Here is a 20,737-nt window from a genome sequence, read left to right as displayed (position 1 = left end):
TTCTTTTTGCTTTTTTGGGCATTATATGTCTTTTGTAAAATGTTGAATAAAGACTAGAATTTTTAAAATGAATCACGTAAATATAGGATTATCCTATTTTAAATAGCAAGATAAAAAGGTATGTGATCATGGGAAAACTCAATAAATCAGACCGGGAATGGCAAAGAGAGTTATCACCTGAGGAGTTTCGCATTACGCGCGAGAAGGGAACCGAGCCGGCATTTACTGGAAAATACTGGAATACCAAGCAAGATGGCACTTATGTATGTCGTTGCTGCGGCACGCCACTGTTCTCTTCTGAGACCAAGTATGACAGCGGCTGTGGCTGGCCAAGTTTCTACCGTCCCGTCAGCAGTTCAGTAGTAGAAGAATTACCTGATACTTCACACGGAATGGTCAGAACTGAGATAGTTTGTCATCATTGTGACGCACATTTAGGGCATGTTTTCCCGGATGGTCCAGAACCGACGGGCTTACGTTATTGTGTCAACTCGGCTTCTCTAGACTTAGAAACACAAGAAAAAAATGATGAGGAAACCTATCCATGACTAACATTTATCAGTTCGAAGCTGAATTGTTAGATGGCAAAAGCAAGCCACTTGCAGATTATGAAGGCAAGGTACTTTTGATCGTCAATACAGCGAGTAAGTGTGGTTTTACCCCACAGTTTTCAGGATTAGAAAAACTTTACGAAAAATATAAAGATCAAGGTCTGGAAATTTTGGGATTTCCATGTAACCAGTTTGGCGGCCAAGATCCGGGTTCCAATGAACAGATTGGTGAATTTTGCCAGAAGAATTACGGGGTATCTTTCCCGATGTTTTCCAAGGTAGATGTCAAAGGCCCTGAAGCGCACGCCATTTTTCGCTATTTAACCAATAATTCCAAAGGTATTTTAGGCAATGGAATTAAATGGAATTTTACCAAGTTCCTAATCGGACGTGATGGCAAGGTATTGAACCGTTTTGCTCCGACCACCAAGCCTGAAGATCTTGAGGATGAAATTGCAAAAGTGTTGTAATACTCTGTGTTATTTTATCAGTATGAGATAAAAATAGAACTCATCTGATTTCAATTAAAAAACCCACTTCAATTCAGTGGGTTTTTTAATCATGATTAAAACTTAGAGAATGGCTTTCAGGCGTTGAATGACTTCTTCACATTGCGCCAGATCGGCCACAAGTGCTAGACGTACATGATTTTCACCCGGATTACCCTGTTCAGTATCGCGGGATAAATAACGACCCGGAAGAACTTTAATATGTGCTTCTTCCATCAAATGTTTGGCAAAGGCTTCATCATTGTCGACTTTTAACCAGTAATAGAAACCTGCATCCGGTTTTTTGAGTGGCAGCAGATGACCGAGTTCTTGCTGGAATAAATCAAACTTGGCACGGTATTGCACCCGGTTTTCTTCCACATGTGCTTCATCATCCCAGGCAGCAATTGAAGCTAACTGGTGCTGAACCGGCATCGCCGCACCGTGGTAAGTACGATATTGCAAATAAGGTTTTAACAGGCTGGCATCACCAGCAACAAAACCTGAACGCATGCCCGGGAGGTTAGAACGTTTAGACAGTGAATGGAACACCACACAGTTTTTATAGTCATCCCGGCCAATTTCAGCACAAACTTCCAGTAAACCTACAGGTGCCTGATCAAACCACAGTTCCGAATAGCATTCGTCTGAAGCAATCACAAAGTTGTATTGATCCGACAGGGCAATCAGTTTTTTAAACTGTTCTTTGGACAGCACTGCACCGGTTGGATTGCCTGGGGTACAGACAAATAATAGCGTGGTCTTTTCCCAGACTTCTGCCGGCACAGCATCAAAATCACCAAGGTAATTGTTCTCCTCAGTACAGTTGATGAAATAAGGTTTGGCACCTGCGAGCAGTGTTGCACCTTCATAAATCTGGTAAAACGGATTCGGCATGACTACATAAGGTGCCTCTTCCCGATTCACCAAAGCCTGTACAAACGAGAAAATCGCTTCACGCGTACCGGAAACAGGCAGGATATTGCTGTCTGTACTAATGCTATTGAGCTTAAAACGGCGTGTCAGCCATTGGGCAATACTTTCACGTAGCTCAGGCAGGCCTTTACTGTTGGGATACGTCGATAAATGTTTAAAGTTATCGATAATCGCTTGTTTCACAAACTCCGGTGCAGGATGCTTTGGTTCGCCAATCGACAGGGGAATTAAAGGCATATTTGCAGGCTGGATATCCGCAAAAAGCTGATTTAACTTTTCAAACGGATAAGGATGCAGTAGAGACAAGCTAGAGTTCATGAATAAGTAACCGCGTTTTAATGTGAGTGTTGACTACAAACCTGATGAGAGGCTTCATCCAGCGCAGTTTTAAGTGCAGCTGCAAATTCAGCAGATTCTCCAGGTGTCATAGGGTTGCCATCTTTTTTGGTGACAAAGAATATATCTTCGGCACGTTCGCCCAGTGTGGCAATTTTGGCAGAGTGGATATCCAGCCCTTGCATCATAAATAAACCACCGATTTTGGCAAGTAAACCGGGATGATCGAGAGTGGCAATTTCGACCATATTCTGATTCAAGGCCGCATTCATCGTAATATCGACTGTATTTTCAATATCGAAATGACGTAATTGACGCGGAATCCGGCGTTGCATCAAGCCCGGATATTCATCTGAATGGCTCAAGGCATCTTTCAGGGCTTCAATCACTGTGGCTTCGCGTTCCGGATCGGTCAATAAGGTACCAAAACGGTCCAGTACCACATAGGTATCCAGACTGAACGCTTTAGTGGCAGTAATAATTCGTGCATCTTGTACATCCAGATTCATGCGATCCAGAATAGCCACCGTGGTAGCAAACAGGTTGGGTTGATCCTGCGTATAAATAAAGATCTGTACCGCATCCTGGGCATATTTACGGTGTGCCCGCATTAACACCAGTGGGGCAGGATTGTCGCCGTGCTGTAAAATGGCACGAGTATGCCAAGCAATTTCATCTGCTGTTTCTTTCAGGAAATAGTCATCACCAAGTTCCTGCCAGACTTTTTCTACTTCATCCAGTGAAAAATCCTGAACCAGAAGTTCGCTGGCCACAAATTTGGTATCTTCAATCAGCATTTGATAATCAACCGGACGACCCAGACCGGAACGGATCACGTCGCGTGCCTGAGTATATAGTTGACGCATCAGCGAGGCACGCCAGGTATTCCACAGCTTCGGATTGGTGGCGTTAATATCGGCGACTGTCAGGGTGTACAAATAGTCCAGATGTTCCATATCACCCATTTTTTCTGCGAATTCTTTGACCACATCCGGATCGGAGATGTCTTTTTTCTGCGCAGTGACAGACATTACCAGATGATTCTGGATCAGCCAGGCCACCAGATTACTTTCGCGTTCAGTAAAGCCATGGCTACGGCAGAATTTAATCGCGTCGCTGGCACCGAGTTCACTGTGGTCACCGCCACGACCTTTAGCAATATCATGGAAAATTGCTGCCAGATAGACTATGTCACGACGGGTCAGACGCTGAAACACTGAACTGACCACCGGAAATTCCTTGGCAAATTCAGGTTCTTTAAAGCGGTTTAAATTACGCAGCAGCAATAAGGTATGTGCATCGACCGTATAGATATGGAACAGGTCATATTGCATCAGTCCCAGAATCTGTCCAAAGGCCGGGATGTAATTTCCAAGCACACCATAACGCTTCATCGCGACCATAGTATCGTAGAGTCGATGCGGTGAACGGATAATCGCCATAAATAGCGCCTGATGCACCGGATTATCACGAAAATCCTGATCAATGCGTTTTCCAGCCAGGGTCAGCAGGCGTAAAGTACGCGCACGAATACCTTCGATCTCAGGACGATTGGCTAGTAAATAGAAAATTTCCAGAATTGCGTTTGGATTTTCCGAGAAAATCTTGTGATGCTGCACAGCCAGTTTGCCATCGACCAGTTTAAAGTTCTGGTTGATTTCTTCGATCTGGCGTTCATATTGCGGTAAACGTGGCGTAATGACCGATTCATTAAAATAGGCCAGCAGCATTTCGTTCAGCGTAGACACTTGCTGTGCACTGCGATAATAGCGCTTCATGAACTGTTCAATTGGATAGTTCGGATGATGCGCCTCTTCACGTACATAGCCAAATTTGGCAGCAATATCACGCTGATAATCGAACAATAAGCGGTTTTCATCGCGCTTGGTCAGGCGGTGCAGGTGATGACGGATTTCCCAGAGGAAACTTTCGGCTTCCTCAAGCACACCGAGTTCAAATTCTGAAATAAAACCGAGATGTACCAGATCATAAATGCGATTGACGCGGAAATGCCGTTTGGCAATCCAGCCAATCTGGTTGATATCACGGATGCCACCCGGCGCATTTTTAATATCCGGTTCCAGATTGCTTTCGGTATTGTTGTGCTGAGCATAGCGTTTATGCTGCTCATCCATCTTGGCATCAAAAAAAGTTTTGTCAGTCCAGGTACGTGACACGATACGACGTGGCCATCTACACAGGTTTTCATTGCCAATAATCAGGCGGGCTTCGATCAGGGTGGTGGCGACGGTCAGATCACTGCTGGCCTGATTGACACATTCATTGATGGTGCGGACACTGATACCGGGTTTGAAATTCCCCACGTCCCAAAGCGATGAAATGAATGTAGAAATCAGTTGTTCCTGTTCCGGGTTAATCTCGTCTTCCGACAAGATCATGATGTCGACATCAGAATATGGCAACATTTCACGGCGGCCATAGCCACCTACTGCAAACAAGGCCAAATCGGTTTGATCCAGTTCGGCATGTTGCCAGAGAAACTGCAATGCTTCATCAATCAGGTTGGAACGCGCCAGAATAATATCCCGAATCGACTGTCCATTTTCAAAACTTTCCTGCAGCTGATTTTCGACATCACTGCGCCATTGATTGATGGCTTTAATGTCATGGTTGCTTTTAGCGTAATTCAGCAGTGGATGGGTGTTGATCATGTACAGTCGTCCGTTGGTATTTCAGCTTAGTTTTGGTTGACGCTAACTTGGTTTGCGACCTGTAGGGCCAGTTCACGTGCCTGTTCAATATTTTCCGCACGTGCGGTGGCAACGCCCATACGACGACGTTTAAAACCTTCTGGTTTGCCAAACAGGCGCAAATCGGTATTGCCGTCTGCTAAAGCAAGATTCAGGCCAGAAAATGAAAGATTACGGCCATCTACTCCAGCATAAATTACCGCACTGGCAGCCACACTATGTCGTGCAGTATTCACCGGCAAGCCTAAAATAGCACGTGCATGCAGCTCAAATTCACTTTGAAATTGGGAGGCTAAAGTCACCAGTCCAGTATCGTGTGGACGCGGGGAAACCTCACTAAACCATACTTTGTCGCCTTTTACAAAGAGTTCCACACCAAAGATTCCGCAGCCACCAAGTGCTGTAGTGACCTTGTTGGCAATGCGCTTGGATTCTTCCAGCGCGGCTGGAGTCATCGGTTGAGGCTGCCAGCTTTCCACATAATCACCTGAGTCCTGACGATGTCCGATCGGGTCGCAATAAGACGTTTCGATTTCGCCGGTTTCTGGATTTTTTGCACGAACAGTCAATAAGGTAATTTCAAAATCAAAGTCAATTTGTGATTCTACAATCACAGTACCCTGATTGACCCGGCCACCGGTTTGCGCATATTCCCAGGCAGCATCGACTTCATCAAAATGGGTAACACGAGACTGACCTTTGCCTGAAGATGACATCACCGGTTTCACAAAGTTTGGATAGCCGACATCGTCACAGGCCGCGCGGAAGGATTCTAAACTGTCGGCAAAACGGTAAGCTGAAGTTGGCAGACCGAGTTCTTCCGCAGCCAGACGACGAATACCTTCACGGTTCATGGTCAGATTGACGGCTTTAGCAGAAGGAATGACTGTAGCAATGTTCTGGGCTTCTATTTCAAGCAGAACTTCGGTCGCAATCGCTTCAATTTCAGGAACAATTAAATGTGGCTGGATTTGATTGATGAGTTGTTTGAGTTCTACAGCATCTGCCATATTCAAGGTATAGGAATAATGCGCAACCTGCATGGCAGGGGCATGATCATAACGGTCAGCAGCATGAACTTCGACTCCAAGGCGTTGTAGTGAAATCACCACTTCCTTGCCCAGTTCACCAGAACCCAATAATAGAACTTTATAGGCAGAAGATTGAAGGGGAGTACCAATAGTCACGCTCATGTGGATCATCCATGCTTGATTTTATGGACTTTTAGCATAGCAGAACTGAGCCGACAGTTAAGCCAAGATTCATACAAAATTGTGATATTGACCAACAGTTTTATTTATAAAGTTTTTCTAGATTTTAATAAGGAGGCGCTGTCATTTTCACATCGCTGTCAGACTGCGTTTGCAGAAGATAAATCTCGCTTTGAGACTTGAGCTTTTCTATTTGTGCAACTTGTTCAGTATTGATATTTAGCATTTTTAACAGACGTAATGTACGAACATGCAGGAAATACGCATAGGGCAATACAAAAGGCAGTACCAAGCACAGCAAAAATAACAGTAGCCCAAAAACTGTGAATTGAATGCAGTCTCGCAAGATGGTGGTGAGCTGGAACTGATCTGCTGAAAAGGCGGTAGCTGAAAAAAGAATAAAAAGGAGCGCAAATAAACCAGCAAAAATTTTTAGAGTATTCGGCAGGACACGATGTCTGAAGCTCCATTTACCCAAAATCAATGTCAAAGGATGAAGATGCAGCACGTATTGGCTCTGATTAAGCATAGCAATAATTTGATGGGTGCTATTCTTTTTAATATAAACCACCCGAACTTGATCTGCTGGTTGAGCATGTATTTCGACAAAATGTCCGGTAAAATTTTGAGCATTGATAAAACATTCAAAATATTGTGCCGGCACTTCATGTCGATGGAATACGGTTAACATTTCATCGCGCCGATGATGAATAAAGATTTTGCCTTCAATCACCTGTTTGACCTCAAACATGCGCATCCTTCCTTGTTTTTATTGTTATATAAAAAAGACCTATACTATGAGTTTAGCATAAGTCTTTGTTTCGATTGATCAACGAGTTAAAGCTTAAAAGGGTACTGGAATATAGGTGTAAACCAGGCCATAGGTGAGCGCTGCGGTCAGAGTCGCCATCACGATACGTTTAAACTTAAAATACAAAACCGTAAGCACAATAAAGCCAACCAGCATCGCAAAACTTTTATTCGGTGTTTCTAATAAAGGTGGCAGGGTAGCAACCACCAGCATGGAGCTGATCGCAGCAATGCCAATTGAACCTAAGGCAATTTTTAGCCACAACGCTCCGCGTTTTTGCGAACCTTGCTGAAATTTTTGAATGACAAAAAAAGGTCCAAATCGCGAGGCAAAATTGGCGATTCCGACTAAAATTCCGACCAGAATAATCTCTAGATTCATGCTTGATCTCCTGCGTGTTCAGGATCTGGCTGTTTCAAAATATAGTGCTTAAACAAGCCGGCAAAAATACCCGAACTAATCCCGATAAAGATCGCGGCAGACAGGTCGATAAAATAACAGGCAATCGCAGACACCAGAATCGTGACAGCTACAACAAAAGTGTGTTTTTTCTCAAAGGCGGCTAACAAGAAACTCAGGAACAGTGCAGGTAACAGGAAATCTAGTGCAGCCTGCAAGAACTGCGGCAAGTTGCTGACCTGATCGGCAAATAAGCCACCGAGGAAAGATCCGAGTGCCCAGGACATCCAGCTAAACAGGCTTAAACCGAGCATCCAGGATTCCGACCATTCTTGACGCCGTTGCGAGAGCTTGATCATGCCAGAGGCAAAGACTTCATCGGTCAGACCCCAAGACCAGATTGCCGTTTTTTTTAAATTGAGCCGGTCTTGAATCAGATTTTGTAACGCAGGGCCATAAAGCAGATGACGAATGTCTAAGGCAATCACGGTCAATGCCGTCATCCAGATGGATGTACCACTGCCTAAGAGCGCAACTACCAGGAACTGGCTGGCACCTGCATACATCGAACAGGACAGGAACAGTGCTTCCCAAGCGGTAAAGCCAAACTGAGTAGCTGACACACCAAAAGCAAACGACACCGGTAAATAAGTGAAGATAATCGCTTGGCTATCTTTTGCACCTTGCCAGAAGCCAGCAGGTTGCGTAGCGAGTTGATTCGGTTCAGACACGACACACCTTGAAGGAGAGTTGAACGATGGGTCAAATGAAGATTGTGTATTCTACGTGAATTTAATAGCATAGTGCCGAAATGTTTAAATTGGCGAGCCTGATATGTGGATGTTCAAGACACGTGCGATGCTGACTGCTGCTTTAATAAGCACGGCAATATTGTTACAAGCGTGTGGGAATGACAGTCAATCGACTGATAAGCCAGAAATTAAACCGGCACCTAAATTGACTAATGATGCGACGACTTATGCCAATGCCGCATGGCAACTGATCAATGAAGTGGATCCACTGGTCTATAATAAAGAAGTGGATCAGCTGGAAACACAGGTACGTCAACCAGCACGTAAATTGAGTACAGACTGGCGTATTAATGTCAAAATGACCGATTCGGTGACCGAAGGCAAATATGCTCTGTGTCGTAAAGCTTTGACCAGTCTGGAAATCTGGGCGCGGACGACCATGGAAAATGGCAACAGCCTGCAACAAAAACAGGCGGATTATGAGCGGGATAAACTGCAATGTCAGAATGCCATTGCCCATCCTGCACTCGGAAATACCGATCCTAAGCAAAAAGGTACTGCAATTGCCAATATGCAATAAACCTTTGCCCATTTAAATGTACTTATAAAAAGCCAGTCTGAATGACTGGCTTTTTTAGCAAAATAAGCTTTAAAAATAGGGCATCCACATATGTTCTAATAAAAGTACCATTACACCGCAGATCAGGAGTGTGCTGCCAATCATGCGTTGAATCATTGTACGTGTAGACATGGTCGATCTCCTCAAAGATTTAAAGCGCATTCAACGCTTCCAGATAACGACGATTCACTTCTTTCCAATTTACGACATTGAAAAAAGCAGAAATATATTCCGGACGACGGTTTTGATATTGTAAATAATAGGCATGTTCCCAAACATCCAGACCTAAAAGGGGAATATTGCCATGCATCAGCGGAGAATCCTGATTGGCACTACTTTCTATAATAAGTGTTTGATCTGGCGCCATACTTAACCAGGCCCACCCACTACCAAAACGGCTAAGCGCTGCCTGGGTAAATGCTTCTTTAAATGCCTCGAATCCTCCTAATTCATGTTCGATCGCCTCAGCAATTTCACCTTCAGGATGACCACCGCCGTCTGGACTCATCACTGTCCAGAACAGGGAATGATTGGCATGTCCACCAGCATTATTAATCACGTTCTGTCTGAGTTGCTCGGGCACTTCATTGAATTTGCTAATTAAGGCTTCGACTGATAAATCTTCCCATTCTGTACCCGCGATTCCTGCATTGATATTATTGATATAAGTTTGATGATGCTTGCTATGATGAATTTCCATAGTCTTGCTATCGATATGAGGCTCTAGCGCATCATAAGCATAAGGTAGTGCAGGCAAGGTGTAGCTCATTGGCAGGATTCCTTGGGAAGAATGGAGTTAGGTTATTTTTCATTAGATTTAAGATACGCTCTAATTTAATATTTATATATGAGAATAGTTATCATTACTGTTAATATGTGTTGATCTTATGCACTTTCAGAAAGCTTGTTATACGTATGAATCCTCTTTTCAAAAGCAATAAAAAAAGCCCCTAAAAGGGGCTTTTCAAACAGCAACGACTTAAACGTTAAAGCGGAAGTGTAAAACATCGCCATCCTGAACGATGTAAGTTTTACCTTCTAGACGCCATTTACCTGCTTCTTTCGCACCGGCTTCGCCGTTGTACTGCACGAAATCATCATAAGCGATACATTCTGCACGGATAAAGCCTTTTTCAAAGTCGGTATGAATCACGCCTGCTGCCTGTGGTGCAGTTGCGCCAACTTTTACGGTCCAGGCACGAACTTCTTGTACGCCCGCGGTGAAGTAAGTTTGTAGGCCCAGTAATGAATAACCTGCACGAATGACCACGTTTAAACCCGGTTCTTCCATGCCCATTGCTTCAAGGAATTCAGCACGGTCTTCATCTTCAAGCAATGAAATTTCAGCTTCAATCTGGTTGCAAAGAGGAACTACAATCGCATTTTCTTCAGCGGCCAATTTTCTCACTGCATCTAAATGCGGGTTATTTTCAAAACCGTCTTCAGCAACGTTGGCAATGTACATGGTTGGTTTAAGGGTCATTAAACCAAAACCACGTACCAGTTTACGTTCATCATCGTCTAGGTCCGCTGCGCGAGCCGGTTTACCTTCATCCAGTAAAGGCTGGATTTTTTCCAGAACTGCTTTAGTAGCTAGCGCTTCTTTGTCACCACCTTTAGCAGATTTAGTCAAACGCGTAATCGCTTTGGCTACAGCATCCAAGTCTGCAAGCGCAAGTTCGGTATTAATCGTAGCGATGTCATCTAATGGATCAATACGACCATTCACATGAATGACGTTTTCATCTTCAAAACAACGCACAACGTGAGCAATTGCATCAGTTTCACGAATGTTGGCCAAGAACTGGTTACCCAAGCCTTCACCCTTAGAAGCACCCGCTACCAGACCTGCGATGTCTACAAATTCCATAGAAGTCGGAATAACACGTTGTGGTTTAACAATTGCAGTCAATTTGTCTAAACGTGGATCAGGAACAGGTACAATCCCGGTGTTTGGTTCGATCGTACAGAAAGGGAAGTTTTCTGCAGCAATAGCAGCTTTGGTTAAGGCATTGAAAAGTGTAGATTTACCAACGTTCGGCAAGCCGACAATACCGCAATTAAAACCCATGAAATAACTCACAAAAGCGTTATATAAAAATTGCCCCCGATTTTACATGAAAGCACGGCTAAAGTCAGGTCATGTGCTTGTGGTTTATTGCAATCAAATGCTTCTGGTGACCTAAAATGACTCGCTGAGCTTTCCGGGATATGTAGTGAGTCCACCAGCCATAGAGGAATAATCAGCCAGTATTTTACTTTTGAATAAAAATCACATTGTTTTTCTAAAAGTGAGTGACTAAAGTATCTGAATAAAATAGCGGCCTACACGCCCTGATCCAATAACGATAAACATGGAGCATACATGCGAACTTTATACCAGTTTCCTTTATCTCACTTTTGCGAAAAAGCACGTTGGATGCTGGACCATAAAGAGCTGTATTATGTTGCTCACAATCTGATACCCGGGGTACACCGCGCTTTTGCCCGCCTGAAAACAGGACAGAATCGTCTGCCTATTTTGCGTGATCAGGACCGATGGATCGCAGATTCCACCCAGATTGCTCTGTATCTGGATGATACTTATCCAGAACATCGTTTACTGCACGCGGAAGGATATTTTCGAAATAAAGCTTTAGAAATTAATGAAATTACTTTGGAATTGGGTCGTCATGTCCGTCGCTGGATGCTCTCTCAAGCACTGACTTCTGATCATGAATCTCTGGATATTTTAATTGGTGAGCAGGGCTATCTGCGCCAGTTTGAAAAATTTTCTAAACCTTTATTGAAAGCGATGGTGGCCAAGGGTTATGCATTGAATGAGGAAACCGTGGCGGAATCTAAACAGCATATTGATGTTGCTGTACAGCAGCTCAATCAGATGCTGGTCAGCCAAGGTGGGCATTATTTTGTCGGAAATCGTTTAGGTCTGGCGGATATTGCGGTCTGTTCCATGTTGGCACCGCTTCTGGCGATTCCAGGTACGCCGTGGGAAAAAGAAAATTTTGAAACCTTGTCCGAAGAATATCGCGATTATCAGCAGTATTTGAATGAGCTACCCCTAGGTGAATATATTTGTCGTATTTACCGAACCGAACGCAATGCACGGGTAGACTGGCGTGGTGTATAAGTTTAAATGCTACTCTCAGAATTAAAAAACGCGCATGAAGCGCGTTTTTTCGATGAGATTATAATTAACCCCACGGATTAGTCTGGTCGATATCAATATTTTTAGTAAAATTATTGAGGAGTGAACCAAAATCAAAGCCAGAAGAAGAACCACCACTGCCGATATTTTGAATCGTATCTTTAATGCCCGGCAGGATAGCAGACAGATCAATATTGGAATCAGTCGTACCCACACCTTGGATCAGATCACTGAGGTCAGGCAATTCAATCGAAGAGCCACTACCAACCAACTGACCAACACTTTCGGCAATACTGCCTAAGTCAAAGCCGTTTGAAGCAGAGGAAATACCTTCGATCATATCACCCAGATCCAGATCGCTACCGAGATTGAGATTACCCAATAACCCACCCAAGTCTATGCCATTTGAACCATTCGCAATCAGACCGCTCAGTAAGTCAGTGAAGCCACCGACATCAAAACCACCCGTTGCATTTCCGCCTACAAAGCCGCTAATTAAATCGGTAATAGCACCAAGATCAAACTCATTGCCTGCATTACCACCAATCAGATTGCCGACCAAACCAGCGATCGCACCAATGTCTACACCGCCCAATCCGCCAGAACCACCAATCAGGCCACCGACCAATTCAGCAATTTGTGCGATATCAATCTCGCCATTCCCGCCAATCAGATTGCCGACCAGACCCGCAATCGCACCAATGTCTACGCCACCTAAACCGCCCGACCCACCAATCAGGCCACCGACCAATTCAGAAATTTGTGCGATATCAATCTCACCATTACCGCCAATCAGGTTGCTGACCAGAACCGCGATGGCACCGATATCTACGCCGCCTAAACCGCCAGAACCGCCGATCAGGCCACCCACCAGTTGAGCGATTTGTGCGATATCAATCTCGCCATTACCACCGATGAGGTTGCCGACCAGTCCTGCGATCGCACCAATATCTACACCGCCCAATCCGCCAGAACCACCGATCAGACCACCAACCAGTTGAGCGATTTGCGCGATATCAATCTCGCCATTACCGCCAATTAAATTCCCGACCAGACCCGCGATGGCACCAATGTCCACACCACCTAAACCGCCAGAACCGCCGATCAGGCCACCAACGAGCTGAGCGATTTTTGCAATATCAATCTCGCCATTCCCGCCAATCAGGTTGCTGACCAGACCTGCGATCGCACCGATATCAATATTACTTGAACCGCCGATCAGCCCACCGACCAGTTGAGAAATTTTACCAATATCAATATTGCCCGTACTGCCGCCCAATAAGCCGCCCACCAGTTTAGAAATAGCCTCAAGATCCAGGCTGCTGCTATTGCTCCCCATTAAGCTCTTTAATAAGTTGGTGACTTGGGTAATATTGAAGCTACCACCATTGGATTGGGTTAAGCTACTGATCAGGCTTTGAATATTTAAACTTGAGGCATTCGAACCAGAAAACTGAGTTAATAAATTGCTGAGATTTGTCGTACTCAGGCTGCTTCCAGAAAGGAGATTATTTAATAATGAGCTGACTGAAGATTAAGTATTGGATCCGGTGAGATTGCCAATAAGATTGGTGAGGGTACCTGATGTCGTTCCACCGAATAAGCCGCCCAAGAAGCTCTTCGTTTGGGTTTCGACGGTTAAAACAGGACTCACTTTTGTTTTTATCAAGCTTAAAAGTTTAGAAGCCATGACCGTTCCTTGTGTAATATTTTTGAAATGCGCTATTTTTGTTTTTAAAGCGCCTTTGTTTTAATCTATTTCTATACACTTGTAAAAGATGGACGGTTAAGTCGTGTAGGAGCTGAGAGGAATAGCCTATCTGTTGCCGTGTTTACCCAGTTTAAATAATTTAAAAATAAAGATTTAACTTAAAATACCATTAGTCATATTTTTAATTAATACGATTAACGGTCATTTGATTCAGTATGAAAACCGTATTTATAAAATGAGATCCCATTTGGAAAAAAATTTCAAAATATGAAAATTTTGTGAAAAATAAATAAATATTGTATAACAGAGATGGCGCAAAATTTTCTGCATCTATTGATTATTGATATAAGAGTATAAAAATGGAACTGGATCGTTTCGATAAACATATTCTAGAAATATTGACCCATGAAGATGTCAATCTGAATGAACTGTCCGAACGGGTGAATTTATCTGTGAGTTCGGTGCATCGCAGGATCAAACATTTAATCGATCATAATATTATCAGTGGCTTAAAACGTGAAATCAATTACCAGAAATTAGGTTTCAGTCTGCATGTGCTGTTACAGGTATCCTTAAGCAAACATGATAGCGATACTTTTGCTAAATTTCTGGAAGAACTGGAAAGCATTCCCGAAGTGATTAATGCCTTTTTGGTCACCGGTCAGTCTGCGGATTTTATTGTCGAAGTCGTGGCAAGAGATATGGAAAATTATAGTGAAATCCTGCTTAAGCGGATTGGAAAAATTGAGCACGTGGTTGCACTACATTCCAGCTTTGTCATTAAAGAATATAATGTCTTTAACTGTAGCGGATTACTCAATAAAGTTTAAGCAAAGGCGAGGGTGGTCGACAGCCATAAAAAAACGCACCCTAAGGTGCGTTTTTTGAATCAGTCATATTTAAGCATCAAGTTCTGCTAAAACAGCATCTGAGAATTCAACGTTGGTATATACGTTTTGTACATCATCCAGATCTTCAAGCATATCAATCATTTTCATGATTTTTTTTGCTTGATCGATGTCTGTGATTTCTGCTTTGGTTGAAGGGCTCATCACCACTTCAGCATTGTCAGATTTTAAACCTGCAGCAGTTAAAGCATCTTGAACATCACCGAAAGCTTCAGGTGTGGTAATGACCAGGATATCATCTTCAGTGACTTCGATGTCTTCAGCACCTGCTTCTAATGCCACTTCCATGATTTGATCTTCTAAAGACACATCTTCAAAAGTAATCTCACCACGTTTCGTGAACAAGAATGCCACCGAACCGTTAGTGCCTAGGTTACCATCAGTTTTAGAGAAGCAATGACGTACGTCAGGCACAGTACGGTTCAAGTTGTCAGTCATGGTTTCAACAATAACCGCAACACCACCTACACCATAACCTTCGTAGGTCACTTCTTTCAGGTCGTCGTTATCTTCGCCACCAGCACCACGTTGAATGGCACGGTTGATCACGTCACGTGTCATATTCACTGATAATGCTTTTTCAACCACAGCACGTAGACGAGGGTTGCTTGCAGTATCTGGACCACCAAGCTTTGCAGCAGTGGTTAATTCACGAATGTATTTGGTAAAAACTTTACCACGACTCGCATCTTGTTTTGCTTTGCGATGCTTAATATTGGCCCACTTGGAATGACCCGCCATGCGAACTATGCTCCTTGTAGATTGGCTGTATGCCTATCAGAATGCCGAAATTCTACCATAAGCGTTTTTTTAAAAAAAAGTGCCTGGATTTGAGATTTCAGGATAAAAACAAAAAAAGTGCAATATCGAGGAAAAATAGAAAGAGGATAGGGGGATTTATAATTCTATTTATACATTTATATGGGCAGATGACTTGGACATAAACAGCAGGATCGCTGATTATGTCCGTGCTTTTCTTTTAAAAAGCTTACTCTGGTATAACGATATCCAGACCAACCTTATCTTTATACAGTTGTTTGATCAAAGCCAGGTCATGCGCAAGGTCTGTCGGATAGATCTTGCCAAGAATGCCACCTTGCTTGGTTCTGGAATTGGCGTATAACAACACGATCGGTACATTGGCAGCCTTGGCAATATGCCAGAAACCGGTACGGATCGGTTTGCGTGCTTCACCCTGTTTGGCTCGTGTCGCTTCGGGAGCAATGACCAGATTGAACTTTTCATTGTTCTGAAAATGTTCCACCATCTGGGTCACGATATCTTTACTGGCCTTGCGGTCAACCGGAATACCGCCCACAGCATTCAATAGCGGTTTGAACGGTCCTTTAAATAATTCTTTTTTGATCAAGGTATGAACCTTGAGGTCGTAAATCTGGAACAAAGCAATTGACAGTACTGCATCCATCATTGAGGTATGTTCAAATCCAATAATGACCTGTTTATCTTCAAGCACATCTGGTTCGACGTGATATTGCCAACCTGCAAGTTTAAATGCAGATTCGCCAAGGAATTTATTTAGCATAAGTACGGAGAAGTAAAAGCTGTATGTAGAGAACTGCATAATTTCATCTTGTTCGTCTATACAGTCAATAGGCTTTTAAATAAAATCAGCAAATAATGTAAAAATCTATAATTCATTCATCTTTTTAAGCTGCAAGATTAAGAGTTAAAATATATAAATAAAATAATATTATGATCTTAAAAATATCAGTATATACAAAAAAGTCTTAAAATGATGAAAAAATGACTATTCAGAGCACATTTTAGTTATTAGACTTTTGTCGAAGAAGAAGACTGATCTAGGTCTTTTCTATTTTCTTACTCTTTCTACTCTGAGATTGAAAAGTATGACGTACATGACAGCCTTCGTAGTCTCCCTATTGATTTTTGCGCTTATAATTGTATGGTCTTTGATCGAAATTAAGCAGGATTTACATAAAGACGAAGAAATGAAGTCTGAATTCTAGTCATTCTATCTTCTTTAGCTCAAGGCGATTTCTTTAACATTGCTGCCTGAGCAATAAAGAATTTTGATACCTTATAGATATACTAAGACCTTAAATCTATCAGTTTTACACTTAGTAGGTCGGATTAAATCCAAGATGACAGGCTCATTTGTATTAAATGATGCAGCATGTATCTCATTTTTCTATATGCTTCCTATACTGAAGTCTTAAATAGCTGAAATTTTGGCTAAGACAAGTCGCCTATGATTGCTGCCTAAATGTTCAAGCAGTTATAAAAGCACTTGTCTTTCCAAAAAATCTTAGCTAGTATTCATGACGCCTGAACTTATTGATAAATAAAGTTTTCAGCATATAGGGCCTATAGCTCAGTTGGTTAGAGCAGCGGACTCATAATCCGTTGGTCGACAGTTCAAGTCTGTCTGGGCCCACCAAATTTTATACTTATATAGCTTTATATAAGATCTAAACCCTTAATTCTAATAGAGTTAAGGGTTTTTTAATGCTTTACTTAAATGTATATAACTTCATATGGGAACACGTCCTGTGTATCCTTGTTTGTATCCTTTAAATAAAATATAACTCAGGGATACACCAAGGAAAAAATCTCTGGAGATTCCATAAGTTATGAAAACAAATGATGTAAAAAGTGATGTAAACGCTCATTCAAAAAATACACCTCAGAATGTAAATATAAGGCGTAAAAAAAGCGTTGAAGATATTTACAAAGCACTCAAGCCGAAAGCTAAAGAATATCGTCAACCCACAGACATTGCTGGATTGTATTGTCGAGTTCAGCCAAACGGTAAAAAGTCTTGGCAGTATCGCTATAAGAATGATCAAGGTAAATGGGCATGGATTGGTTTGGGTGCTTATCCAACAGTAAATTATGTACAGGCACGAGAAAAAGCAGAAGGTATGTTAAATGGCACGCTTGAAATAAAAACACAGGCTGAGATTAAAAAAATAAAGTTACAAGATAAAGATGCCTTATTTTCTACTTTAATGAATGAGTGGTTAGAACGTAAGAAATTAACGTGGAAAGCTGAAACCTATCGAAAAGAAAAACAGTCCATTGAGAAACATCTTTTATCAGTTTTTGGGGATCGGGAGTACGCTACAATTACTTCTAGAGAGTGGTTAAATCATTATACAGAAAAACAAATTAACGAAGGTATTTTTAACCGTATTGAAAAATTGATCTCATACTGCTATGGAGCCTATAGTTTAGCTAAATTTAAGAAAGATCTCTTATATAACCCTTTAGAAGGTATAAGAGATCATTTAGCTAAAGGGGAAACAGAGAGCATGAAGCATGTAAAAATTCATGAGTTACCTGAAATGATTTCTTTAATCAGAAATTCCTCTTCTCGACCCGTGGCGATCGGCTTAGAGCTTTTAATTCATATGTTCCCTCGACCAGGGGAGCTGAGACAGGCACGATGGGAACAATTTGATTTTGCTGAAGCTGTATGGATCCGACCGCCGAGTATGATGAAAAGAGGCATTGAGCATGGTATACCGCTATCTCAACATGTTATGAACCTTCTAATAGAGTTAAAAGAGATTTCTCCAGAAAGTGAATACTTATTTCCAAGCCGTGACAATATTAATAAACCGATTTCTAATCTGACATTTAATGCGGCATTAAACAGGCTGGGGTATCGAGGTAAGCAAAATCCCCATGGATTTAGGCATATTGCATCAACAAATTTGAATAAAAATTTTAGTTCTAAATCTCAGGTGATCGAGTCTGCGCTGTCTCACTTAAAAGGTGGCGTTAAAGGGGCATATGATAAAGAAGCACATCTAGAAGAACGCTACGAAATAATGGAGTGGTGGAGTAATTATATCGAGTCTTTACTTAAGCATTAACACAAAAACGTGATCACTTTTTTTGTGTTTTAGGACGGATGGGATTTGAATTATTTTTTTTTGATAGCATGGTTTCTCTATTATTAAACGAGGATCCTCAATTGGATCATTTTAGAGCACATACATCACATACTCGTCGTAGTATTGTACGTACTGTTAAAAATTTTGATGATTTAGATATACCAGTGGTTTGTCACAATATGAAGCCATTTCGCTTAAAATACAACCAAGTTTGTGAGTTGCTTAATGTAACACGAGATTGCTTACGTAAAATCATCGAAAATGATCTTTCATTTCCAAGACCATTGAAAGAATGTAGTACTCGTCAAGCAGCAGTATATTTTGATACAGCTGAAATTGAAGAGTGGTATAAAACTTACAAAGCTAAATGTAGGAGTGAATAATCACTATTTAAACAACCATCTAGGCAATACTAGATGATCAATTCCACATAGCAAACACACAATGTGTTTATATCCATTTCGGGGCTATGCAAAAAAACCACTTTAAGTGGTTTTTTAATTTTCTAGTCTTCAGATTCTATATGCAGGGTCGACTCTAGTTATGATCTAAAGAAACAATAAATTTCTCAATCATTCTTCGCTCAACCTCAGGTAATTTTTGCAGGGTGCTCACAAGGGGATCAACACCTAATGCACTCATATCTTTACTTCGTCCTAGGATGTAGTCTGCTGATATATTAAGTACGACAATGAGCTTATAAAAATTTTCTAAAGAAGGTTTACGTGAGCCCGACTCAAAATGCGCAATAGAGGTTACTGGTATTCCCGTTTTTTCAGCAAGTTCTTGCTGTGTCAGCTTTCGTATCTTTCTAACTTCTTTCAATCGAATCTTAAATTCATTCGAGTCTAATTCAAGTGTCATTATTACCGCCAAATAGACAATAAAAACTTGACGTTTTAGTCATGTTTTTATATAAATATAGACATAGTTTAGATGCTTACTTGTAAAACGAGAAGCAACTAAATCATTACTTGATAAAAATCTAAATCAATTGAAGGCCAAACGCTCATGATGAATTATTCTTCGAGTCGAATTTTGACATCGATGCATCCTAGTATTCGCCATCTCAATATTCGCAATGTAGCTAAAATTGTAGCCTCAAAAATTATTTGTAATACGCAATTACAGTTGCAATATAATCCTGACTTTTGTAGGCAACTGGGCGTATCAACTTATCTCAACACGCACATAGGATTAGCTTATTTCATTGATGATCGCTATTTTGACCATTATGGTTTACAACCAGAAAACTTAATAAATTTTTCAGATGTCTATGCTCAATTGTTGCATGACTTTTATGAGTTTTCAGGTTATCAGCCAGATCAGCTATGATCTAGGTTGCGACGGCGTACACAGGATCAGTAAAACCAACATGCAATAGCGTAAGACGGTTAGTGCCTTTCCATTGTTTTGGGATACTAGCTCAAACTTAAAAGAATTATTTAGACTGCTGTTCATGCTGCAAGATAGAAATTTAAACTGCAGTCGTTCCATGAGCTTTTCCTCAGAGATTTCAGAAGATATAGCAATCTGCCAATATTTTTCTGGAAATAAAGAATAAATTCCTGTCAAAAATCGATTTGCTAGCCTTATATCAGCACTATTAAAGATTAATCCAGCATGTGAAATGTTGGCTTTCATTTCAAAAATATGTAGTGCATTTAAGATGTTTGCATCATCACTTTTCAATTTATTAAGCCGTTTAAAAAAATACTCTAAGACTATTTTTTCTTCCTTGGTTTCAATATGTGGAAGTATGCGTTGTGATTTATCAGCATCAATAATGAAGCGAGGTCGGTTCTTGCGATTTTTGAGTTGTTTGAGCTTAAGTATATTTTGTTGCCACAGCATGAGTGTCTTAATTGGAAAGTCATACTTTTGAGACAGAAGCTCAGGTGTATAAGATTGATCTAATGCTTTAAGTATCCTTGAAATCATTAAATACGAATAACCAGATTGACTAGTACCATAAATATAACGATTTTCAGTGAGTTCATGAGTATCTATTTTCTGGGGTAGTAAAATTGATTGCTGTACTGTTTCCAATGATACCGCGTGAGTAAGTTGGGTCATTTGATTATCATAATGACTTAAATAAATTTGCTTTGTAGGTTTCCGCGGTATTACTAATTTTGGACAGTGAACCGTACCGGGTTTGTCGGAGAGTCAATATTCTGAGAGACTATCCCGATGAAAAAATTAAAATATACCCCTGAAATCAGAGAAAGAGCGGTTCAATTATTGATTGAATCTGAAAAAGATTATCCATCGA

At 41.5% G+C, this 20,737-nt stretch carries 22 protein-coding genes and 1 tRNA gene; 9 read left to right on the top strand and 14 right to left on the bottom strand.

Annotation, left to right across the window (positions count from 1 at the left end):
* Nucleotides 1-128 precede the first annotated feature (128 nt).
* On the top strand, nt 129-548 hold the full coding sequence (gene msrB, locus PV763_RS06275; RefSeq protein ID WP_004645533.1) for a peptide-methionine (R)-S-oxide reductase MsrB: 420 nt from the start codon (nt 129-131) through the stop codon (nt 546-548).
* Nucleotides 545-1,021 carry a glutathione peroxidase gene (locus PV763_RS06270; protein ID WP_004278946.1) on the top strand — a complete coding sequence of 159 codons (477 nt, stop codon included), beginning with the start codon at nt 545-547 and terminating at the stop codon, nt 1,019-1,021. The genes msrB and PV763_RS06270 overlap by 4 nt, the downstream gene beginning before the upstream one ends.
* 102 nt (nt 1,022-1,123) lie before the next feature.
* Here PV763_RS06270 and dapC read toward each other — a convergent pair whose 3' ends face one another.
* The 6 genes from dapC to PV763_RS06240 form a co-directional block, all read right to left on the bottom strand.
* Complete coding sequence (dapC, locus tag PV763_RS06265) at nt 1,124-2,293, bottom strand: succinyldiaminopimelate transaminase (protein WP_216986189.1); 1,170 nt, start codon at nt 2,291-2,293, stop codon at nt 1,124-1,126.
* A 17-nt stretch (nt 2,294-2,310) separates the two neighbouring features.
* The gene (glnD, locus tag PV763_RS06260; RefSeq protein WP_420937495.1) at nt 2,311-4,983 is read right to left on the bottom strand and encodes a [protein-PII] uridylyltransferase; all 2,673 of its coding nucleotides are present in this window, start codon (nt 4,981-4,983) and stop codon (nt 2,311-2,313) included.
* A 26-nt stretch (nt 4,984-5,009) separates the two neighbouring features.
* Nucleotides 5,010-6,224, bottom strand: coding sequence for a formate-dependent phosphoribosylglycinamide formyltransferase (gene purT / locus PV763_RS06255; RefSeq protein WP_420937494.1), 1,215 nt, complete (start codon nt 6,222-6,224; stop codon nt 5,010-5,012).
* A gap of 115 nt (nt 6,225-6,339) precedes the next feature.
* Nucleotides 6,340-6,984: a hypothetical protein gene (locus tag PV763_RS06250; protein WP_314136922.1), complete on the bottom strand. Its 645-nt coding sequence runs from the start codon at nt 6,982-6,984 to the stop codon at nt 6,340-6,342.
* Nucleotides 6,985-7,077: 93 nt separating this feature from the next.
* Complete coding sequence (gene ygaH, locus PV763_RS06245; protein WP_312328906.1) at nt 7,078-7,425, bottom strand: L-valine transporter subunit YgaH; 348 nt, start codon at nt 7,423-7,425, stop codon at nt 7,078-7,080.
* Complete coding sequence (locus PV763_RS06240; RefSeq protein WP_004278940.1) at nt 7,422-8,174, bottom strand: AzlC family ABC transporter permease; 753 nt, start codon at nt 8,172-8,174, stop codon at nt 7,422-7,424. The genes ygaH and PV763_RS06240 overlap by 4 nt, the downstream gene beginning before the upstream one ends.
* 103 nt (nt 8,175-8,277) lie before the next feature.
* Here PV763_RS06240 and PV763_RS06235 point away from each other — a divergent pair, with 103 nt between their 5' ends.
* Nucleotides 8,278-8,775, top strand: a complete 498-nt coding sequence (locus PV763_RS06235) for a hypothetical protein (protein ID WP_005106524.1) — start codon at nt 8,278-8,280, stop codon at nt 8,773-8,775.
* Between the two features lie 190 nt (nt 8,776-8,965).
* Here PV763_RS06235 and PV763_RS06230 read toward each other — a convergent pair whose 3' ends face one another.
* Both PV763_RS06230 and ychF read right to left on the bottom strand, forming a co-directional pair.
* Entirely contained in the window at nt 8,966-9,583 is a 618-nt protein-coding gene (locus PV763_RS06230; protein ID WP_420937493.1) for a superoxide dismutase, read from the bottom strand.
* Between the two features lie 210 nt (nt 9,584-9,793).
* Nucleotides 9,794-10,885, bottom strand: coding sequence for a redox-regulated ATPase YchF (ychF, locus tag PV763_RS06225; RefSeq protein ID WP_004645523.1), 1,092 nt, complete (start codon nt 10,883-10,885; stop codon nt 9,794-9,796).
* 294 nt (nt 10,886-11,179) lie between these two features.
* Here ychF and PV763_RS06220 point away from each other — a divergent pair, with 294 nt between their 5' ends.
* Nucleotides 11,180-11,944 (top strand): glutathione S-transferase family protein, encoded by a 765-nt coding sequence (locus PV763_RS06220; protein ID WP_004645522.1) that lies wholly within the window; start codon nt 11,180-11,182, stop codon nt 11,942-11,944.
* A 64-nt stretch (nt 11,945-12,008) separates the two neighbouring features.
* On the opposite strand, the gene PV763_RS06215 is transcribed toward PV763_RS06220, so the two are convergent.
* Entirely contained in the window at nt 12,009-13,334 is a 1,326-nt protein-coding gene (locus PV763_RS06215; protein ID WP_420937523.1) for a hypothetical protein, read from the bottom strand.
* 162 nt (nt 13,335-13,496) lie between these two features.
* Nucleotides 13,497-13,652, bottom strand: coding sequence for a hypothetical protein (locus tag PV763_RS06210; RefSeq protein WP_420937492.1), 156 nt, complete (start codon nt 13,650-13,652; stop codon nt 13,497-13,499).
* Nucleotides 13,653-14,032: 380 nt separating this feature from the next.
* Here PV763_RS06210 and PV763_RS06205 point away from each other — a divergent pair, with 380 nt between their 5' ends.
* Nucleotides 14,033-14,503 (top strand): Lrp/AsnC family transcriptional regulator, encoded by a 471-nt coding sequence (locus PV763_RS06205; RefSeq protein WP_004645518.1) that lies wholly within the window; start codon nt 14,033-14,035, stop codon nt 14,501-14,503.
* 69 nt (nt 14,504-14,572) lie between these two features.
* On the opposite strand, the gene PV763_RS06200 is transcribed toward PV763_RS06205, so the two are convergent.
* Both PV763_RS06200 and PV763_RS06195 read right to left on the bottom strand, forming a co-directional pair.
* A complete protein-coding gene (locus PV763_RS06200; RefSeq protein ID WP_004278933.1) occupies nt 14,573-15,322 on the bottom strand; it encodes a YebC/PmpR family DNA-binding transcriptional regulator in 750 nt (249 codons plus the stop codon).
* Between the two features lie 247 nt (nt 15,323-15,569).
* Complete coding sequence (locus tag PV763_RS06195) at nt 15,570-16,124, bottom strand: 1-acyl-sn-glycerol-3-phosphate acyltransferase (protein ID WP_026056524.1); 555 nt, start codon at nt 16,122-16,124, stop codon at nt 15,570-15,572.
* A 799-nt stretch (nt 16,125-16,923) separates the two neighbouring features.
* Between PV763_RS06195 and PV763_RS06190 the strand changes: the two genes are divergently transcribed.
* The 3 genes from PV763_RS06190 (at nt 16,924) to PV763_RS06180 (ending at nt 18,845) form a co-directional block, all read left to right on the top strand.
* Nucleotides 16,924-17,000 (top strand) — tRNA-Ile (locus PV763_RS06190).
* Nucleotides 17,001-17,193: 193 nt separating this feature from the next.
* Nucleotides 17,194-18,441 carry a tyrosine-type recombinase/integrase gene (locus PV763_RS06185; protein WP_005265732.1) on the top strand — a complete coding sequence of 416 codons (1,248 nt, stop codon included), beginning with the start codon at nt 17,194-17,196 and terminating at the stop codon, nt 18,439-18,441.
* Nucleotides 18,442-18,479: 38 nt separating this feature from the next.
* Nucleotides 18,480-18,845, top strand: coding sequence for a helix-turn-helix transcriptional regulator (locus PV763_RS06180; protein ID WP_005265731.1), 366 nt, complete (start codon nt 18,480-18,482; stop codon nt 18,843-18,845).
* A 154-nt stretch (nt 18,846-18,999) separates the two neighbouring features.
* On the opposite strand, the gene PV763_RS06175 is transcribed toward PV763_RS06180, so the two are convergent.
* Nucleotides 19,000-19,326: a helix-turn-helix domain-containing protein gene (locus PV763_RS06175; RefSeq protein ID WP_005265730.1), complete on the bottom strand. Its 327-nt coding sequence runs from the start codon at nt 19,324-19,326 to the stop codon at nt 19,000-19,002.
* Nucleotides 19,327-19,473: 147 nt separating this feature from the next.
* On the opposite strand from PV763_RS06175, the gene PV763_RS06170 reads away from it, so the two are divergent.
* The gene (locus tag PV763_RS06170) at nt 19,474-19,797 is read left to right on the top strand and encodes a hypothetical protein (protein ID WP_114837261.1); all 324 of its coding nucleotides are present in this window, start codon (nt 19,474-19,476) and stop codon (nt 19,795-19,797) included.
* Here PV763_RS06170 and PV763_RS06165 read toward each other — a convergent pair.
* Nucleotides 19,792-20,538: a hypothetical protein gene (locus PV763_RS06165; RefSeq protein ID WP_420937491.1), complete on the bottom strand. Its 747-nt coding sequence runs from the start codon at nt 20,536-20,538 to the stop codon at nt 19,792-19,794. The genes PV763_RS06170 and PV763_RS06165 overlap by 6 nt on opposite strands.
* Nucleotides 20,539-20,737: the final 199 nt, after the last annotated feature.

The organism is Acinetobacter sp. AS5 (genome assembly GCF_048957595.1).
Classification (GTDB): Bacteria; Pseudomonadota; Gammaproteobacteria; order Pseudomonadales; family Moraxellaceae; genus Acinetobacter.
This window is presented reverse-complemented; position numbering and strand designations above follow the sequence as displayed.

What these genes read in the sequence shown, in the direction of transcription:
- PV763_RS06180 (WP_005265731.1), top strand. Translation starts at nt 18,480, where the DNA reads ATGGGATTTGAATTATTTTTTTTTGATAGCATGGTTTCTCTATTATTA.
- PV763_RS06165 (WP_420937491.1), bottom strand. Translation starts at nt 20,538, where the DNA reads ATGACCCAACTTACTCACGCGGTATCATTGGAAACAGTACAGCAATCA.
- purT (WP_420937494.1), bottom strand. Translation starts at nt 6,224, where the DNA reads ATGATCCACATGAGCGTGACTATTGGTACTCCCCTTCAATCTTCTGCC.
- PV763_RS06230 (WP_420937493.1), bottom strand. Translation starts at nt 9,583, where the DNA reads ATGAGCTACACCTTGCCTGCACTACCTTATGCTTATGATGCGCTAGAG.
- PV763_RS06220 (WP_004645522.1), top strand. Translation starts at nt 11,180, where the DNA reads ATGCGAACTTTATACCAGTTTCCTTTATCTCACTTTTGCGAAAAAGCA.
- PV763_RS06250 (WP_314136922.1), bottom strand. Translation starts at nt 6,984, where the DNA reads ATGTTTGAGGTCAAACAGGTGATTGAAGGCAAAATCTTTATTCATCAT.
- msrB (WP_004645533.1), top strand. Translation starts at nt 129, where the DNA reads ATGGGAAAACTCAATAAATCAGACCGGGAATGGCAAAGAGAGTTATCA.
- PV763_RS06175 (WP_005265730.1), bottom strand. Translation starts at nt 19,326, where the DNA reads ATGACACTTGAATTAGACTCGAATGAATTTAAGATTCGATTGAAAGAA.
- PV763_RS06185 (WP_005265732.1), top strand. Translation starts at nt 17,194, where the DNA reads ATGAAAACAAATGATGTAAAAAGTGATGTAAACGCTCATTCAAAAAAT.
- dapC (WP_216986189.1), bottom strand. Translation starts at nt 2,293, where the DNA reads ATGAACTCTAGCTTGTCTCTACTGCATCCTTATCCGTTTGAAAAGTTA.
- ygaH (WP_312328906.1), bottom strand. Translation starts at nt 7,425, where the DNA reads ATGAATCTAGAGATTATTCTGGTCGGAATTTTAGTCGGAATCGCCAAT.
- PV763_RS06200 (WP_004278933.1), bottom strand. Translation starts at nt 15,322, where the DNA reads ATGGCGGGTCATTCCAAGTGGGCCAATATTAAGCATCGCAAAGCAAAA.
- PV763_RS06205 (WP_004645518.1), top strand. Translation starts at nt 14,033, where the DNA reads ATGGAACTGGATCGTTTCGATAAACATATTCTAGAAATATTGACCCAT.
- PV763_RS06210 (WP_420937492.1), bottom strand. Translation starts at nt 13,652, where the DNA reads ATGGCTTCTAAACTTTTAAGCTTGATAAAAACAAAAGTGAGTCCTGTT.
- PV763_RS06195 (WP_026056524.1), bottom strand. Translation starts at nt 16,124, where the DNA reads ATGCTAAATAAATTCCTTGGCGAATCTGCATTTAAACTTGCAGGTTGG.
- glnD (WP_420937495.1), bottom strand. Translation starts at nt 4,983, where the DNA reads ATGATCAACACCCATCCACTGCTGAATTACGCTAAAAGCAACCATGAC.
- PV763_RS06235 (WP_005106524.1), top strand. Translation starts at nt 8,278, where the DNA reads ATGTGGATGTTCAAGACACGTGCGATGCTGACTGCTGCTTTAATAAGC.
- PV763_RS06170 (WP_114837261.1), top strand. Translation starts at nt 19,474, where the DNA reads ATGATGAATTATTCTTCGAGTCGAATTTTGACATCGATGCATCCTAGT.
- ychF (WP_004645523.1), bottom strand. Translation starts at nt 10,885, where the DNA reads ATGGGTTTTAATTGCGGTATTGTCGGCTTGCCGAACGTTGGTAAATCT.
- PV763_RS06270 (WP_004278946.1), top strand. Translation starts at nt 545, where the DNA reads ATGACTAACATTTATCAGTTCGAAGCTGAATTGTTAGATGGCAAAAGC.